This is a genomic window from Geobacillus sp. FSL K6-0789 (assembly GCF_038593135.1).
Lineage (GTDB): Bacteria > Bacillota > Bacilli > Bacillales > Anoxybacillaceae > Geobacillus > Geobacillus stearothermophilus.
In genome coordinates this window covers 1102023-1117180 of record NZ_CP151966.1, presented here as the reverse complement: position 1 = coordinate 1117180, position 15158 = coordinate 1102023, and the positions used below count along the sequence as shown (strand labels likewise).

The following is a 15158-nucleotide window of genomic DNA, read 5'->3' as shown; positions in this document are numbered from 1 at the left end:
CCCTTCCCCCTCTTAACGCTGTGCCCCCGTCATGGCGGCGAAATGAGACGGAAAAGGGCATCAATGCTTTCGGCGCGCGTCGCCTTTTCCTCTATTTCTTGGCGGCAAAACGCCATCATTTGCGGATAACGTTCAATCGCCTCATCAATTTCTCGCGATGCCCCCCGCTTGTACGCCCCTATTTGAATCAAATCCTCCGAATCGATATAAGTGGAAAGGAGACGGCGGAAACGGTTCGCTGCTTCGCGGTGCTCAGCGCTGATAATATGAGGCATGACGCGGCTGACGCTTTTCAGCACGTTAATGGCCGGGTACTGGCCTTTATTCGCGAGCTGGCGTTCCAACACAAAATGGCCGTCCAAAATGCCGCGCACCGCATCGGCAATCGGCTCGTTCATATCGTCGCCGTCAACGAGCACCGTATAAAACGCGGTAATGGTGCCTGAGTCGCTCGTCCCGGCCCGCTCGAGCAGCTTCGGGAGCAAGGCGAACACCGACGGGGTATAGCCCTTTGTAGTCGGCGGCTCGCCGACAGCCAACCCGATCTCCCGCTGCGCCATCGCGACGCGGGTGACCGAATCCATCATCAGCATGACATCCGCCCCTTGGTCGCGGAAATATTCGGCGATCGCTGTCGCGGTGTACGCCCCTTTGACACGCATGAGCGCCGGTTGGTCCGAGGTGGCGACAACGACGACGGAACGGGCCAATCCTTCCGGCCCAAGATCGCGCTCTAAAAATTCGCGCACTTCGCGCCCCCGCTCGCCGATTAAGGCGATAACGTTCACGTCAGCCGATGTGCGGCGGGCGATCATTCCCATGAGCGTGCTCTTGCCGACGCCGGAACCAGCAAAAATGCCGACCCGTTGCCCTTTCCCGACCGCCAGCAGACTGTCGATGACGCGCACGCCGACTTCAATCGGCTCGGCGATCGGCGGCCGGGTGAGCGGATTGGGCGGATCGCGGTCGACCGACACAGGCTTCAGCCCGGGCGGCAGTGGGGCACCGTCCAACGGTTGGCCGAGCGGATCAAGAACCATGCCGATGAGCGCATCGCCCACATACACTTCGAGCGGCTTGCCGGTCGCTTCCACCAAACAGCCGGGGGCGATATGCGTCATGGCGGAAAACGGCATGAGCAAGACGTGGTGCTCGTGAAAGCCGACGACTTCCGCCGGAATTTTCCGGCCACTCGTTTCATGAATGTAGCAAAGGTCGCCGATCGAGCTGCCCGGACCTTTCGATTCGGTCATGAGCCCAACGACGCGCGATACTTTGCCGAATCGTTTGTACAAATCGACGGTGGCGATGTCCTCAAGAAGCGCCTGCCAGTTCAGAGGACATTCCCTCCTTCAGCCGTCTGTAGAGCGCTTCGCGCAGCCGTTCAAGTTGCATGTCTACGCTGGCATCGATGCGGCCGAACGGCGTTTCCACGAGACAACCGTATTCCGGCAACGCCTCATCCGGATAGATGAACAAATCGACACGGTGCGGAAATAGCGATTTCAACAATTCTTGCTGTTCGGCTACCGTCTCATAACAACCCGGATGCACGTAAACGGACACTTCCGTTTGCCGCCGCACTTCCTGCAGCACTTGGCGCACAAGCGGCAAAAACGCGCTCCGGTCTCGCTCGAGCGTGGCGCCGATGATGCGTTCCGCCGCTTTCAGCGCCACTTCGAGCATCATCTCATCCGCCGCCTCGACCTTCGCATAAAATTCGTGATTCATCCGCTCCGCCAAGCGGCGGGCTTGGTCGATCCATTCGCGGTGTTCGCGAAGCGCCGCCTCGCGCCCGGCGGCGTAGCCGTCTTCGTACCCTTGGGCGCGCGCTTCCTGCCTAAGCCGGTCTTTCTCGCGCTCCCATTGCTCCCGTTCACGGGCCAGCTGTTCGCGCACCGTCTCGCAATATTGCTCGGCTTGGCGGCGAAGCGCGGCCGCCTCTTCTTTGGCGGCGGAAATCGCCTCGATTTCCTTTTGCCGATCCTCGTTCGAAGGCGGAACATCGAAAATGCAGCGCTGCACAGCGATCGTCTTTTTGCCGGCGCGCCCGGCCAATGCCGGCGCTTTAATGACGCTAGACAATAATATCATCTCCTCCCCCGCGGGCGATGACGATTTCCCCGGCTTCCTCGAGACGGCGGATAATGGCGACAATGCGCGATTGCGCTTCTTCCACATCACGCAGCCGGACCGGGCCTATATATTCCATTTCTTCTTTGAACGTCTCGGCCATTCTTGTTGACATGTTGCGGAAGACAATTTCTTTCACTTCATCACTCGCCACCTTAAGCGCCAGCATAAGGTCATTGTTATCCACTTCGCGGATGACGCGTTGAATGGCGCGATTGTCGAGCGTAACGATGTCTTCAAACACAAACATCCGCTTTTTAATTTCTTCCGCAAGCTCGGGGTCTTGAATTTCCAAAGCCTCTAAAATCGTCCGCTCCGTGCTTCGGTCGACTTGGTTCAGCACTTCGACGACCGCCTCAATGCCGCCGGTTTGCGTGTGATCTTGCATCACTGTCGCCGACAGCCGCCGCTCCAAAATTTGCTCGACTTCGCTAATGATCTCCGGCGACGTGCTGTCCATAAGCGCGATGCGCCTGGCCACATCGGCCTGCATCTCTTGCGGCAGCGCTGATAAAATCTGCCCCGCCTGCGCCGGGTCTAAATACGAAAGAATGAGAGCGATCGTTTGCGGATGCTCATGCTGAATAAAGTTTAACAGCTGCATCGGGTCGGCTTTGCGGGCGAAATCAAACGGCCGCACCATAAGCGCTGATGTCAGACGGTTGATAATGTTCATCGCCTTGTCCGGGCCGAGCGCTTTTTCCAACACTTCTTTCGCGTAGGCGATGCCGCCTTGGGCGATGTAATCCTGCGCCAAAGCGAGCTGCCGGAATTCCTCAAGCACTTCCTCTTTTTGCTCGGCCGCCACTTGGCGGACGTTGGAAATTTCGAGCGTCAGCTTTTCAATGTCTTCTTCGGATAAATGTTTATAGATGGAGGCCGATACGTCCGGGCCGAGGGAAATGAGCAAAATGGCTGCCTTTTGCCTGCCCGTCAGCCCGCCTTTCCGATCGCGTTTTGCCATACGCCGCTCCTCCTACTCTTCCGATAGCCATGTTTTCAATAGTTTGGCAAACTCATCCGGTTTTTCTTTCGCCAACCGCTCCAGCTGCCGACGGCGCAGCACCGCCTCCGTCTCCGGCGGCTCCGGCAAATCCGGCTCGACCGGAAGCGGCGGGGCGAATGCGAGCTCCTCCTCTTCTTCTTCTTCTTCATCTTCACGGCGGCGTCGCAGCCAGAAGAAGAGCAGTAGGGCAATGAGCAATAGCGCGCCTCCGCCGGCCGCGTACCACCGCCACGCCGGCTGAACCGGCGCCGGTTCGGTGAATACCGGTTTGCCGTTGAGCTTTTGCACCGAGACGACGACGCGGCTATTGACATCCTGGTCGGTCAGCGCCTGCGCTTCTTCTTTGTCAATCGACGTCCGGACAATCGTCCCTAATAGTTTTTGAATGTCATTGACCGTTTCCGGCGGCAATGAATTCGGATCATCCGGATTTGGCGGCTCGACCATCACTTGAATGCCTAGATCGCGAATTTTATACGGGCTTTCTACGATTTGTTTTTTAATTTTGTTGACCTCATTGTTGATCGTTTCTTCGGTCCGCTCATAGTTTCCGTTCGTTCCGCCGTTTGCTCCTTGGTAGCCCGGCACTTCATTCGTCCCCGTTCCGGCCGTGCCGCCCGGCGGCGCACCGCTTCCCGAGTACGTCTCTTTAATGCGCTGGACGCTGACGGCAATGCCTTCATTGTTCTTTTCGTCCACCGGAGCGACCAACTGCTCCTCTCGCTTTTCCTGTGTAAAGTCGATGTCGGCCGTCACCGAGACAACGACTTTGTCCTGCCCCATCATCGTGCCGAGCATTCGCTGGACTTGCCGTTGAATGTCGCGTTCGATTTGTCGTTTGATCTGTTGCTGCTCAGTGAATGCCGCCGCTGTCGAATTTTTGTTTTCATTTTTCAAATCGAAATACTCAAAAAACTGGTTCATAATGACGATATTATCTGTAGAGAGGTGGGGAACACTTTTGGCGACGAGATGATACAAAGCCCGAATTTGCTCGTCGCTGAATTCATAGCCCGGCTTCGTCTTCAGCACGATCGAAGCCGAGGCTTCCCCCTTTTCATCGGAAACGAATACGCTCGGCTGCGGAAGATTAATCATCACTTTCGCGTCCTCGACGCCGTCGATCGTTTTGATTAAGTTGGCGAGCTCCGTTTGCATCGCCTTCAGTTTCACCATATTAAACTCGTTGTCGGTCATGCCGAAGCTCGCGTTTTGGCCGAAAAACGAATAATCAATAACCCCGCTGTTCGGAATGCCCTCGGCGGCCAGCTCGACTTTCAGCGCATCCACTTGCTCTTTCGGCACTTTAATTGTCGTGCCGCCATCCGTCACTTCGGCGGGAACACCGCGCTGATCCAGCGTCGCCTTGATTTGTCCGGCTTCTTGCGGCGTCAAATCGCTGTATAGAGGCACCATTTCCGTCCTGAAGGCGAAAAAAATACCGAGGCCAAGGATCAAAAGGACCGTAGCCGCGCCTCCGGCGGCAAGCCATTTCTGTTTTTTCGTCCGCTCTTGCCAAAACAAACGGGCCCGGCCCCACCACTCTTTCCACTTGTTGCTCATACGATTCCCCCGATCATCCAGCCATACAGCCGCCGCGGCCACCGTTCGGCCATGGCGGGCTCTGTATGTATCGTCCCTTGCTGTCTACAACGGCATGCGCATCATTTCCTGGTACGCCTCAACCGCTTTGTTACGGATTTCGATCGTCAGTTGCAGCGCGATGCTTGCCTTTTGCGACGCGATCATCACATCATGCAATTGGACGTTTTCCCCACGGACAAGCTTTTCTGTCAGCGCATCTGCCTCGATTTGTGCGTTATTGACATTGTTGAGCGCTTCTTTGAAAAAGGAGGCGAACTGCTTTTGCACCGCTGCCGGCTTCACCGGGCTTGAAGCGGCGGCCGCCGGCGCCAGCCCGATGCGGCTCACTCCATCAACCATTTGTCATTCCTCCTCTTCGGCTTATTTCCCGATTTCAAGCGCCTTCATGAGCATCCCTTTTGAAGCGTTCAGCGCGGTGACATTCGCCTCATACGAGCGCGTCGCACCGATCAAATCGACCATTTCTTTGAGCGGTTCGACGTTTGGCAGGCGAACGTAGCCATCTGCGCCCGCATCCGGATGGTCCGGGTCGTAGACGAGTTTAAACGGAGCCGGATCGTCAGCAATTTCGTGCACCCGAACGCCGTTGCCGACAGCTTCAGCACGTCCGAGGGCGGCCTGCAAATAGCCCGAAAACGCCCCGCTCTGCGGTTCGATGATGACCATTTTGCGTCGGTACGGCTCCCATTCGCCATTGACGAAGCGGGCCCGCGTCGTATCAGCGTTGGCGATGTTGGAAGAAATCACGTCCATGCGCAGCCGCTGAGCGGTGAGCGCCGACGCCGAAATGTTTAAGCTTTGAAACACGGACACAGCCTATTTTCCTCCTTTGATCACCATCTTTAGCGTATTGAATTTGCCGTTTAACCGCTCAATCAGAGCGTTATAATAAATTTGGTTTCCTGCCAATTTCGACATTTCTTGGTCGATATCGACACTGTTTCCATTATGATTGTAACTGATGCTGGCATTGGTCGTCACGACAATTTTTCCATTCTGTTCGTTTCGAAACGGAAAATGGCGCGGATCCGTCCGTTTGGCCTCAAGGGCAAGCGCCCGGTCAAGCTCCGCCTGAAAGCGCACATCTTTCGCCTTATAGCCCGGCGTATCGGCGTTGGCGATATTGTCGGCGATCGCCTGTTGGCGAAGCGCAGCGTAGCGAAGCCCTTGTTCAAGCCAACCGATCGTCGCTGAAAAGAGCGCCAATGGAATCCCCTCTTTTCTCCTATTTTTCGACAGTTTCTGCTAATTTTCATTTTACGGGAAAGAAAACCTAATGTATAGACGGAACTTGGTACTATTTTTCGAAGATGCCATGACAGAAAAACGATGCCAAAGATGTTTGTCAACAACAAAAAACCCGCCGGGCCAAAATACCCAGCGGGCTTAGGCAGCTATGCCGTTCAGCTTGATTTCAATTTTTCCAGTTCGCTTAAAAACTTGTCATTCAATACTTTAATGTACGTTCCTTTCATGCCGAGCGAGCGCGATTCGATGACGCCGGCGCTTTCAAGCTTGCGCAGGGCGTTGACGATCACCGAACGGGTGATGCCGACGCGGTCGGCGATTTTGCTGGCGACAAGCAGCCCTTCCGTTCCGTCAAGCTCTTCAAAAATATGTTCAATCGCCTCAAGTTCGCTGTAAGAAAGCGAGCTGATCGCCATTTGCACGACCGCCTTGCTGCGCGCTTCCTCTTCGATTTCTTCCGCTTTTTCACGCAAAATTTCCATGCCGACGACCGTTGCGCCATACTCGGCCAAAATCAGGTCATCGTTATCAAACTCACGATCAAGGCGCGACAAAATAAGCGTGCCGAGCCGTTCGCCTCCGCCGTTGATCGGAACGATCGTCGTCAAACCGGTTTTGAACAAGTCACGATTTTCCACTGGAAACGCCGTATATTCGCTATTAATATCGATATTAGGGGACGTTTCCGTAATGTTGAACAATTTTTTCGTGTATTCTTCCGGAAACTGGCGCTCCTCAAGCATCCGTTTCATCCGTTCGTTTTCAATCGACTGTTTAATGGCGAAGCCAAGCAGTTTGCCGCGGCGGCTGACGACGAACACGTTCGCTTCAATGACATCGCAAAGCGTTTCCGCCATCTCTTTGAAATTGACCGGCCGCCCAGCTGCCTTCTGCAGCATGGCGTTGATTTTTCGTGTTTTCTCTAGCAAGTTCATCGAGTCCATCTCCTCCTCATAAAATAAATTCGCTCAAATCTTTGTTTTTGACGATGCTGCCGAGTTTTTGCTCAACGTATTGCGGCGTGATGACGACTTTGTCGAGCCCGATATCGGGCGCTTCAAACAGCAAATCCTCAAGCAGTTTTTCCAAAATCGTATGTAGCCGGCGCGCGCCGATGTTGTCAGTCGTCTGGTTGACTTCGAAGGCCACTTCGGCAATCTTACGAATAGCATCGTCAGAAAATTCAAGACTTATACCTTCTGTTGCCAAAAGTGCCTGATATTGTTTAATGAGCGCATTATTCGGCTCGACCAATATACTTACGAAATCGTCAACCGAAAGTTTCGCCAACTCGACGCGGATCGGAAACCGACCTTGCAGCTCAGGGATCAAGTCGGACGGCTTCGCCATATGAAACGCGCCGGCGGCGATGAACAAAATATGGTCCGTTTTGACCGGTCCGTATTTCGTCATGACCGTCGATCCTTCGACGATCGGCAAGATGTCGCGCTGCACCCCTTCGCGCGAGACGTCGGCCGATCCGGACACCGCCCCGCTGCGGGCAATTTTATCAATTTCATCGATAAAGATGATGCCCGACTGTTCGGCGAGGCGGACCGCCTCTTGCGTCACTTCATCCATGTCGATCAGTTTTTGCGCTTCTTCATTGATGAGCACCTTGCGCGCTTCACTCACTTTCAGGCGCCGCTTTTTGCGTCGCCGCGGCATCAGGCTGCTGAGCGCGTCTTGCATATTCACGCCCATCTGCTCAATGCCCGTCCCTTGCAAAAAGTCAAAGAGCATTGGCGTCTGCTCCTCAATTTCAATCGTGACCATCTCGTTTTCGAGCTGGCCGTTTGCCAGCTGCCAGGCCACTTGACGCCGTTTTTGCTCGATTTGTTCATCCTCATGGCCGTAGCTGTTGTCCGACGGATTCCCTTGGCCGCCAAACAACAGCTCGAGCGGATTTTTGATCGTTTGCTTTTGTTTGCCCGGAACGAGCAGTTCAACGAGCCGCTTGTTCGCCTGTTGTTCAGCTCGGTCTTTCACCTCATTCATTTTTCGTTCTTTCACGATCCGAACTGACGTTTCCACCAAATCGCGCACCATCGATTCGACGTCGCGCCCGACATAACCGACTTCCGTAAATTTCGTCGCCTCAACCTTGATAAACGGCGCGCCGACGAGCTTCGCGAGACGGCGGGCGATCTCCGTCTTCCCGACCCCGGTCGGGCCGATCATTAAAATGTTTTTCGGCATTACTTCATCGCGCAGTTTTTCATCGAGCAAACTGCGGCGGTACCGGTTGCGAAGCGCGATCGCCACCGCCTTTTTCGCCTCTTTTTGTCCGACGATAAACTGGTCGAGCTTCTCAACAATTTGCCGTGGAGTCAACGATTCCGCCATCATCGGCCTCCTCCTTTTTACAGCTCTTCGACAATAATATGGCTGTTCGTATAAACGCAAATGTCAGCGGCGATCTCCAGCGCCGCCTTCGCAATCTCCTTGGCGGTCATCGAGCCGCCGGCGTACTTCTTCAACGCACGCCCAGCAGCCAACGCATACTGACCGCCCGAGCCGATGGCGAGCATGCCGTCATCCGGTTCAATCACTTCCCCTGTGCCGGAAATCAGCAGCAAATGTTCCTTATCCATGACAATCAACATCGCCTCAAGGCGGCGCAACACTTTATCGCTCCGCCACTCTTTCGCCAGCTCGACGGCCGCACGCGGCAAGTTGCCGTTGACCTGTTCCAGCTTGCCTTCAAACATTTCAAACAGCGTAAACGCGTCCGCCACTGAGCCGGCAAAGCCGGCTAGCACTTTGCCTTGAAACAGGCGCCGCACTTTTTTCGCTGTATGCTTCATCACGACGGCGTTGCCGAACGTCACTTGGCCGTCGCCAGCCATCGCCGCTGCGCTGTTATGGCGGATGGCAAAAATCGTCGTTGCATGAAAGCGTTCCATCGCTTTCCCCTCCTTACATGCGGGCTATGCCCGCGGATGCGCCTGCAAATAAATATGTCGCAACCGGTCTTTCGTTACATGTGTATACACTTGCGTCGATGACAAATGCGCATGGCCGAGCAGTTCCTGCACCGAACGGAGATCGGCCCCTTCGTTGAGCAAATGAGTCGCAAACGTATGCCGAAGCACATGCGGGCTGATGTTTTGCGTCAGCGCAGCAGCTTCGACAATCCGATCCAAAATATGGCGCACTCCCCGAGGCGTGAGCGGATTGCCTCGGGCGTTGACAAATAAATAGCGGTGGTCCGCCCGCAGCTTTCTGGTCAGCTCGCGTCGGCCCCCATGAATATACCGTTCAAGCGCTTCGCGGGCCGGACGGCCAAACGGAACGTAGCGCTGCTTGTTTCCTTTGCCGTGAATGAGCACAGTTTCCGCCACAAAATCGACATCAGACAGCTGTATGTGACAACATTCACTAACCCGAGCACCAGTCGCGTACAACAACTCAAGCAGCGCCGTATTGCGCTGGCCGAGGGCCGTATTTTCATCATTGACAAGAAACAACGCTTCTAATTCTTTCGGGTATAAAAAATTAGGAATTTTTTGCTCTTTCTTCGGCAGTGTCGCAAGCGCAAACGGATTTTCGGCCGCCCGCCCTTCGCGCATCAAAAATTTGTAAAAGCTGCGCAAACTGGAAATTTTACGGGCGACCGAACGGCTGGCCAAATGCTGGCCATACAGTTTCGTCAAATATAAGCGGACGTCGCTGTAGGCGACTTGGTCAAGCTCATTGATCCCTTCTTCGTTCATGAACTGGAAAAACTGCTCAATATCGCGCCGGTAGCACGCAATAGTATATTGTGAATAATTTTTCTCGATTTGTAAATATTCCATGAACAATTGTAACGCAAATGTCGCATTTTTCATCGCCTCACCCCGCAATGCCTCTACATCGTACCATATGATTGGTTGCAGCGCAACTATTTCTTCTAAAATTCTGAATTGTGTTCAACACTCCGTTATGTTTCCGGCTGTTCTTCATAATCGCAGGCCGTGCACTGCACTTGCACGCCTTTTTTTAACTTTTTCTCGACAAGCAGGCCGCCGCATTTCGGGCATGGGCGGGCAAGCGGTTTATCCCAGGAGACAAAATCGCACTCCGGAAAGCGGCTGCAACCGTAAAAGATCCGCTTTTTCTTCGTGTTGCGCTCGACAATCTCTCCTTCATGGCACTTCGGGCATTTGACGCCGATTTGTTTGACGATCGGCTTCGTATGGCGGCATTCGGGAAAATTGGAGCAGGCGATAAACTTGCCGAAGCGGCCCATTTTGTACACCATCGGGCTGCCGCATATGTCGCAGTCGATCCCGGCCGGCTCGTCTTTAATCTCCACTTCGCGCATTTCTTTTTCCGCCACTTTCAACCTTTTCTCGAACTCGCGGTAAAACTCATCGACGACTTTGATCCATTCCACTTTTCCCTCTTCAATTCCATCCAGCTCTTTTTCCATTTTCGCCGTAAACTCGACATCGATGATTTCCGGGAAAAACTCTAGCATCAGCTCGACAACGATTTCCCCGAGCTCCGTCGGGACGAACCGTTTGTTTTCCAACACGACGTAGTTGCGTTTTTGGATCGTATCGAGCGTCGGGGCGTAGGTCGATGGGCGGCCGATGCCGAGCTCCTCCAACGTTTTGACAAGGCGCGCTTCCGTATAGCGCGGCGGCGGCTGGGTAAAGTGCTGCTTCGGGTCGACCGCCTCGCTCTTGACCGTCTCCCCTTCCGTCAAGTCCGGAAGAAGCCGGTCTTGCTCTTCCGCTTGATCGTCCGTCCCTTCAATATACACTTTCATAAACCCCGGAAACTTCACCGTCGAGCCGCTCGCGCGGAACACGACGCCGTTGTTTTCCAGCTCGACGCTCATTGTGTCGAGCACCGCCGCCGCCATCTGGCTGGCGATAAACCGTTCCCAAATGAGTTTATACAACCGAAACTGGTCGCGCGTCAAATATGGCTTCACGTTCTCCGGATCGCGAAACGCCGAGGTCGGGCGAATCGCCTCGTGGGCGTCTTGGGCGTTCGCGCTGTTCTTTTCTTTCCGCTTCTCCTGACTGACGTACGCCGCGCCGAATTTGGCCTCAATGTACGCTGCCGCCTCTTGCTGCGCCGTTTCGGCGATGCGTGTCGAATCGGTGCGCATGTACGTAATGAGCCCGACCGTTCCTTCGCTGCCGAGGTCGATCCCTTCGTACAGCTGCTGGGCGATCATCATCGTCTTTTTCGTGCGGAAATTCAGCTTACGCGCCGCCTCCTGCTGCAGTGACGATGTGGTAAATGGGGGCACCGGGCTGCGTTTTCGCTCCCGCTTTGTCACCGTTTTCACCGTAAACGCGGGCCCGCTCAAGCGGGCGAGCACCGCTTTGACGTCCGCTTCCGTTTTTAATTCCCGCTTTTCGCCGTCCATCCCGTAAAACGAAGCCGCAAACGCCTCATCCCCTTTTTGAAACGTCGCTTGAATCGTCCAATATTCTTCCGGCTGAAACTGGCGGATTTCTTTTTCCCGGTCGATGATCAGACGGAGCGCAACCGATTGGACGCGGCCGGCGCTCAACCCTTTTTTGACTTTTTTCCATAAGAGCGGGCTGATGTTGTAGCCGACGAGGCGGTCGAGCACGCGCCGCGCCTGTTGGGCGTCGACAAGATTCATGTTGATGGAGCGCGGCTGCTGGAACGACTGTTGAATGGCATCCTTTGTAATTTCATGAAAAACGACGCGGCAGTCTGAGTGAATGTCTAAATCGAGCATGTGGGCCAAATGCCAGGCGATCGCTTCCCCTTCCCGATCCGGGTCGGCGGCAAGAAACACTTTTTTCGCCTTTTTGGCCGCCATTTTCAGCTCCTTAATCACCTGGCCTTTGCCGCGAATCGTAATATATTTCAATGCGTAGCCGCGGTCTATATCAACGCCCATCTGGCTTTTTGGCAAATCGCGAACGTGTCCCATCGAAGCTTTGACCGTATATTTTTTTCCTAAGTACCGCTCGATCGTCTTCGCTTTCGTTGGCGATTCGACGATAACCAAGTAGTCTGACATCCATCTTCCACCCCTAGGAAGTAAATTGAAATCTTCATTATTATTAATGATTATTGCCGCATTTGTCAAACATGATCATTATACGTACGGGAATTCGACGATGATGTCTTCCGCTTCCTGCACTAGTTTTGCCCCGTGCTGAATAAGCGTATTCGGCCCGGCTGCCTCGGCCGCCCCGATCGGACCGGGGACGGCAAACACTTCCCGCCCTTGCTCGAGCGCATACGCGGCGGTGATGAGCGAACCGCTTTTCCGTTTCGCTTGCACGACGAGCGTGCCGAGCGACAGTCCGCTGATGATGCGGTTGCGCGCCGGAAAGTGCCATGCCTGCGGCTTCGTTGCCGGCGGATGTTCGGCGATGACAAGCTGTTCATTCATCAAATAGCGGGCGAAGGGCCAGTGCGCTTTCGGGTAAACATGATCCAGCCCGCCGGCGATGACGGCGATCGTCGTTCCGCCGTACTTGACAGCAAGCCGATGGGCATGAATGTCGATGCCGGCAGCCAGCCCGCTGACGATCGTCCATCCGGCGGCCGAAAGGGGCGGAACAAGCTTGTCAAGCGCTTCGAGCCCGTATTTGGTCGGGCGCCGCGTGCCGACGATGCTGATCAACTTTGTTTGTTGAAGCAAGCCGGCGTTCCCTTTTGCATACAGCACCCATGGCGGCGCGTAAATATGCTTTAACAGCGGCGGATAGTGATCATCGAACACGGTTATGACGTGAATGCGGCGAGCTTGATACGTTTTGATGAGCCGGTGAAGATCAATGGAATGCAGGTCGCGGAAAAAAGCAGCGAATTGTTGAGAAGTAAGCGGAACGAGCGGGCGAAGGGATTGAGGGGACATGAAAAATGGAGCGGCAAGCGTCGGGTCCGCGTCAAGCAGAGAGCGGATCGTCTTCCAGCCGGCTCCGCGGCAATGGTGAAGATGAATGAGCCGGTCGCGAACTGTATCGTACATACCATTCTCCTTTCTGCGTCAATGGCAAACAGCGCCCCGCACGGCAACGTGCGGAGCCCCATGTTAATGCGTTTTGCATTTTTCGTATAAACCGCGCTCTTTCAAGACCGAAATGAGCGTTTCGCCGATGACGGCCGGCGTTTCCGCTACTTTGATGCCGCATTCGGTCATTTTCTTGATTTTTTCCGCCGCCGTGCCTTTGCCGCCGGAAATGATAGCGCCGGCATGGCCCATCCGTTTGCCCGGAGGCGCCGTTTGCCCGCCGATAAAGCCGACGACCGGCTTCGTCATGTTCGCTTTCACCCATTCGGCCGCTTCTTCTTCCGCCGTGCCGCCGATTTCGCCGATCATAATGACCGCGTACGTCTCCTCGTCTTCGTTAAACGCCTTCAGCACATCGATGAAATTCGTGCCGTTGACCGGGTCGCCGCCAATGCCGACCGCCGTCGATTGGCCGATGCCGGCTTGCGTCAATTGGTGAACCGCTTCATACGTCAGCGTGCCGGAGCGCGAGACGATGCCGACGTGCCCTTTTTTATGGATGTAGCCCGGCATAATGCCGATTTTGCACTCTTCCGGCGTAATGACGCCCGGGCAGTTCGGGCCGATGAGGCGAGTCTTTTTCCCTTCCATGTACCGCTTCACTTTCACCATATCGAGCACCGGAATGCCTTCGGTGATGCAGACGACAAGATCAAGCCCGGCGTCGACTGCTTCCATAATAGCGTCTGCAGCAAACGCCGGCGGAACGTAAATGACCGAGGCGTTCGCGCCTGTTTTTTCGACCGCTTCGGAAACGGTGTCAAACACCGGCACGCCTTCGACTTCCGTGCCGCCTTTGCCCGGCGTAACGCCACCGACAATGTTCGTGCCGTATTCAATCATCTGTTTTGTATGAAACAGCCCTTGCGAACCGGTAATCCCTTGTACGATCACTTTCGTATCTTTATTGACAAAAACACTCACGTGTCTCCCTCGCTTTCTTAACGTACTAGCTCGACGATTTTTTGCGCGCCGTCCGCCATCGATTCCGCCGCCGTAATGTTCAAGCCCGATTCTTCTAAAATCTTTTTCCCGAGCTCGACGTTCGTACCCTCAAGACGGACGACAAGCGGAAGCGTGAGGCCGACTTGCTTCGTCGCTGCGACGATGCCGCTCGCGATGACGTCGCATTTCATAATGCCGCCGAAAATGTTGACGAAAATGCCTTTCACGTTTGGGTCCGACAAAATGATTTTGAACGCTTCCGTCACTTTTTCCTCGCTGGCGCCGCCGCCGACATCGAGGAAGTTGGCCGGCTCGCCGCCGTAATATTTGATGATGTCCATCGTCGCCATCGCCAAGCCGGCGCCGTTGACCATGCAGCCGATGTTGCCGTCAAGGGCGATGTAGTTCAAGTCGTATTTCGATGCTTCAACCTCTTTCGGATCTTCTTCGTCCAAATCTCGGTATTCGAGCACGTCCGGGTGGCGGTACAACGCGTTCGAATCAAAGTTCAGCTTCGCGTCAAGCGCCATCACCTTGCCGTCGCCGGTGACGACAAGCGGGTTGATTTCGGCGATCGAGCAGTCTTTGTCGACAAACACTTGGTACAAGCCCATCATAAATTTGACCGCTTGGTTGACGAGATGCTTCGGAATGTTGATGTTGAACGCCAAGCGGCGCGCTTGGAACGCCTGCAGCCCGACGGCCGGGTCAATGTACTCTTTGAAAATTTTCTCCGGCGTTTTCGCCGCGACTTCTTCGATTTCCGTGCCGCCTTCTTCCGAGCCCATCAACACGACGCGCGAGGTGGCGCGGTCGACGACAAGGCCGATATAGTATTCTTTTTGGATGTCGCACCCTTCTTCAATCAACAGCCGTTTCACTTCTTTTCCTTCCGGGCCGGTTTGGTGGGTGACGAGCACTTTGCCGAGCAGTTCGCTGGCGTATGTACGGACTTCCTCTAAGCTTTTCGCCACTTTCACCCCGCCCGCTTTGCCGCGCCCGCCGGCATGAATTTGCGCCTTGACAACGCATACCGGCGTGCCGAGCGCTTTGGCGGCTTCCACTGCTTCATCAACCGTGAACGCGACGCGGCCGTTCGGCACGCTTACGCCATAGCTTCGCAAAATTTCTTTTGCTTGGTATTCATGAATGTTCATGCGCCAACCTCCTATGTATGAAACTGAAAAAGTCTTAGCGCTTTCATTTTATACCTAACAT

At 54.7% G+C, this 15158-nt stretch carries 15 protein-coding genes; all 15 read right to left on the bottom strand.

Features of this window, described 5'->3' with window-relative positions; all coding sequences use genetic code 11:
• Window positions 1–29 precede the first annotated feature (29 nt).
• Entirely contained in the window at window positions 30–1337 is a 1308-nt protein-coding gene (gene fliI, locus NSQ51_RS05890; protein WP_080706533.1) for a flagellar protein export ATPase FliI, read from the bottom strand.
• Window positions 1315–2094, bottom strand: coding sequence for a flagellar assembly protein FliH (fliH, locus tag NSQ51_RS05885; protein ID WP_033016002.1), 780 nt, complete (start codon window positions 2092–2094; stop codon window positions 1315–1317). The genes fliI and fliH overlap by 23 nt, the downstream gene beginning before the upstream one ends.
• Window positions 2078–3097, bottom strand: coding sequence for a flagellar motor switch protein FliG (fliG, locus tag NSQ51_RS05880; protein WP_033016004.1), 1020 nt, complete (start codon window positions 3095–3097; stop codon window positions 2078–2080). The genes fliH and fliG overlap by 17 nt, the downstream gene beginning before the upstream one ends.
• A 12-nt stretch (window positions 3098–3109) precedes the next feature.
• Window positions 3110–4702 carry a flagellar basal-body MS-ring/collar protein FliF gene (gene fliF / locus NSQ51_RS05875; protein ID WP_033016022.1) on the bottom strand — a complete coding sequence of 531 codons (1593 nt, stop codon included), beginning with the start codon at window positions 4700–4702 and terminating at the stop codon, window positions 3110–3112.
• 84 nt (window positions 4703–4786) lie between these two features.
• Window positions 4787–5083, bottom strand: a complete 297-nt coding sequence (gene fliE, locus NSQ51_RS05870) for a flagellar hook-basal body complex protein FliE (protein ID WP_033016005.1) — start codon at window positions 5081–5083, stop codon at window positions 4787–4789.
• A gap of 21 nt (window positions 5084–5104) precedes the next feature.
• Window positions 5105–5557: a flagellar basal body rod protein FlgC gene (gene flgC / locus NSQ51_RS05865; protein ID WP_049624594.1), complete on the bottom strand. Its 453-nt coding sequence runs from the start codon at window positions 5555–5557 to the stop codon at window positions 5105–5107.
• 3 nt (window positions 5558–5560) lie between these two features.
• Window positions 5561–5950 (bottom strand): flagellar basal body rod protein FlgB, encoded by a 390-nt coding sequence (gene flgB, locus NSQ51_RS05860; RefSeq protein WP_049626444.1) that lies wholly within the window; start codon window positions 5948–5950, stop codon window positions 5561–5563.
• 197 nt (window positions 5951–6147) lie between these two features.
• Window positions 6148–6927, bottom strand: coding sequence for a GTP-sensing pleiotropic transcriptional regulator CodY (codY, locus tag NSQ51_RS05855; protein ID WP_033016011.1), 780 nt, complete (start codon window positions 6925–6927; stop codon window positions 6148–6150).
• Window positions 6928–6943: 16 nt separating this feature from the next.
• A complete protein-coding gene (gene hslU, locus NSQ51_RS05850; protein WP_033008184.1) occupies window positions 6944–8338 on the bottom strand; it encodes an HslU--HslV peptidase ATPase subunit in 1395 nt (464 codons plus the stop codon).
• A gap of 17 nt (window positions 8339–8355) precedes the next feature.
• A complete protein-coding gene (hslV, locus tag NSQ51_RS05845) occupies window positions 8356–8898 on the bottom strand; it encodes an ATP-dependent protease subunit HslV (RefSeq protein ID WP_033016012.1) in 543 nt (180 codons plus the stop codon).
• A gap of 24 nt (window positions 8899–8922) precedes the next feature.
• Window positions 8923–9825: a tyrosine recombinase XerC gene (gene xerC, locus NSQ51_RS05840; protein WP_033016013.1), complete on the bottom strand. Its 903-nt coding sequence runs from the start codon at window positions 9823–9825 to the stop codon at window positions 8923–8925.
• A 92-nt stretch (window positions 9826–9917) separates the two neighbouring features.
• Window positions 9918–11993, bottom strand: coding sequence for a type I DNA topoisomerase (topA, locus tag NSQ51_RS05835; RefSeq protein WP_033016014.1), 2076 nt, complete (start codon window positions 11991–11993; stop codon window positions 9918–9920).
• Window positions 11994–12071: 78 nt separating this feature from the next.
• The gene (gene dprA, locus NSQ51_RS05830) at window positions 12072–12953 is read right to left on the bottom strand and encodes a DNA-processing protein DprA (protein WP_049624365.1); all 882 of its coding nucleotides are present in this window, start codon (window positions 12951–12953) and stop codon (window positions 12072–12074) included.
• 63 nt (window positions 12954–13016) lie between these two features.
• Window positions 13017–13919, bottom strand: a complete 903-nt coding sequence (gene sucD, locus NSQ51_RS05825; protein ID WP_015374401.1) for a succinate--CoA ligase subunit alpha — start codon at window positions 13917–13919, stop codon at window positions 13017–13019.
• Window positions 13920–13936: 17 nt separating this feature from the next.
• Entirely contained in the window at window positions 13937–15097 is a 1161-nt protein-coding gene (sucC, locus tag NSQ51_RS05820) for an ADP-forming succinate--CoA ligase subunit beta (RefSeq protein WP_020278184.1), read from the bottom strand.
• Between the last annotated feature and the right edge of the window lie 61 nt (window positions 15098–15158).

Coding starts and splice junctions, on each gene's coding strand:
- codY (WP_033016011.1), bottom strand. CDS start 6,927: ATGAACTTGCTAGAGAAAACACGAAAAATCAACGCCATGCTGCAGAAG.
- dprA (WP_049624365.1), bottom strand. CDS start 12,953: ATGTACGATACAGTTCGCGACCGGCTCATTCATCTTCACCATTGCCGC.
- fliF (WP_033016022.1), bottom strand. CDS start 4,702: ATGAGCAACAAGTGGAAAGAGTGGTGGGGCCGGGCCCGTTTGTTTTGG.
- hslU (WP_033008184.1), bottom strand. CDS start 8,338: ATGGCGGAATCGTTGACTCCACGGCAAATTGTTGAGAAGCTCGACCAG.
- fliG (WP_033016004.1), bottom strand. CDS start 3,097: ATGGCAAAACGCGATCGGAAAGGCGGGCTGACGGGCAGGCAAAAGGCA.
- fliH (WP_033016002.1), bottom strand. CDS start 2,094: ATGATATTATTGTCTAGCGTCATTAAAGCGCCGGCATTGGCCGGGCGC.
- fliE (WP_033016005.1), bottom strand. CDS start 5,083: ATGGTTGATGGAGTGAGCCGCATCGGGCTGGCGCCGGCGGCCGCCGCT.
- topA (WP_033016014.1), bottom strand. CDS start 11,993: ATGTCAGACTACTTGGTTATCGTCGAATCGCCAACGAAAGCGAAGACG.
- xerC (WP_033016013.1), bottom strand. CDS start 9,825: ATGAAAAATGCGACATTTGCGTTACAATTGTTCATGGAATATTTACAA.
- hslV (WP_033016012.1), bottom strand. CDS start 8,898: ATGGAACGCTTTCATGCAACGACGATTTTTGCCATCCGCCATAACAGC.
- sucC (WP_020278184.1), bottom strand. CDS start 15,097: ATGAACATTCATGAATACCAAGCAAAAGAAATTTTGCGAAGCTATGGC.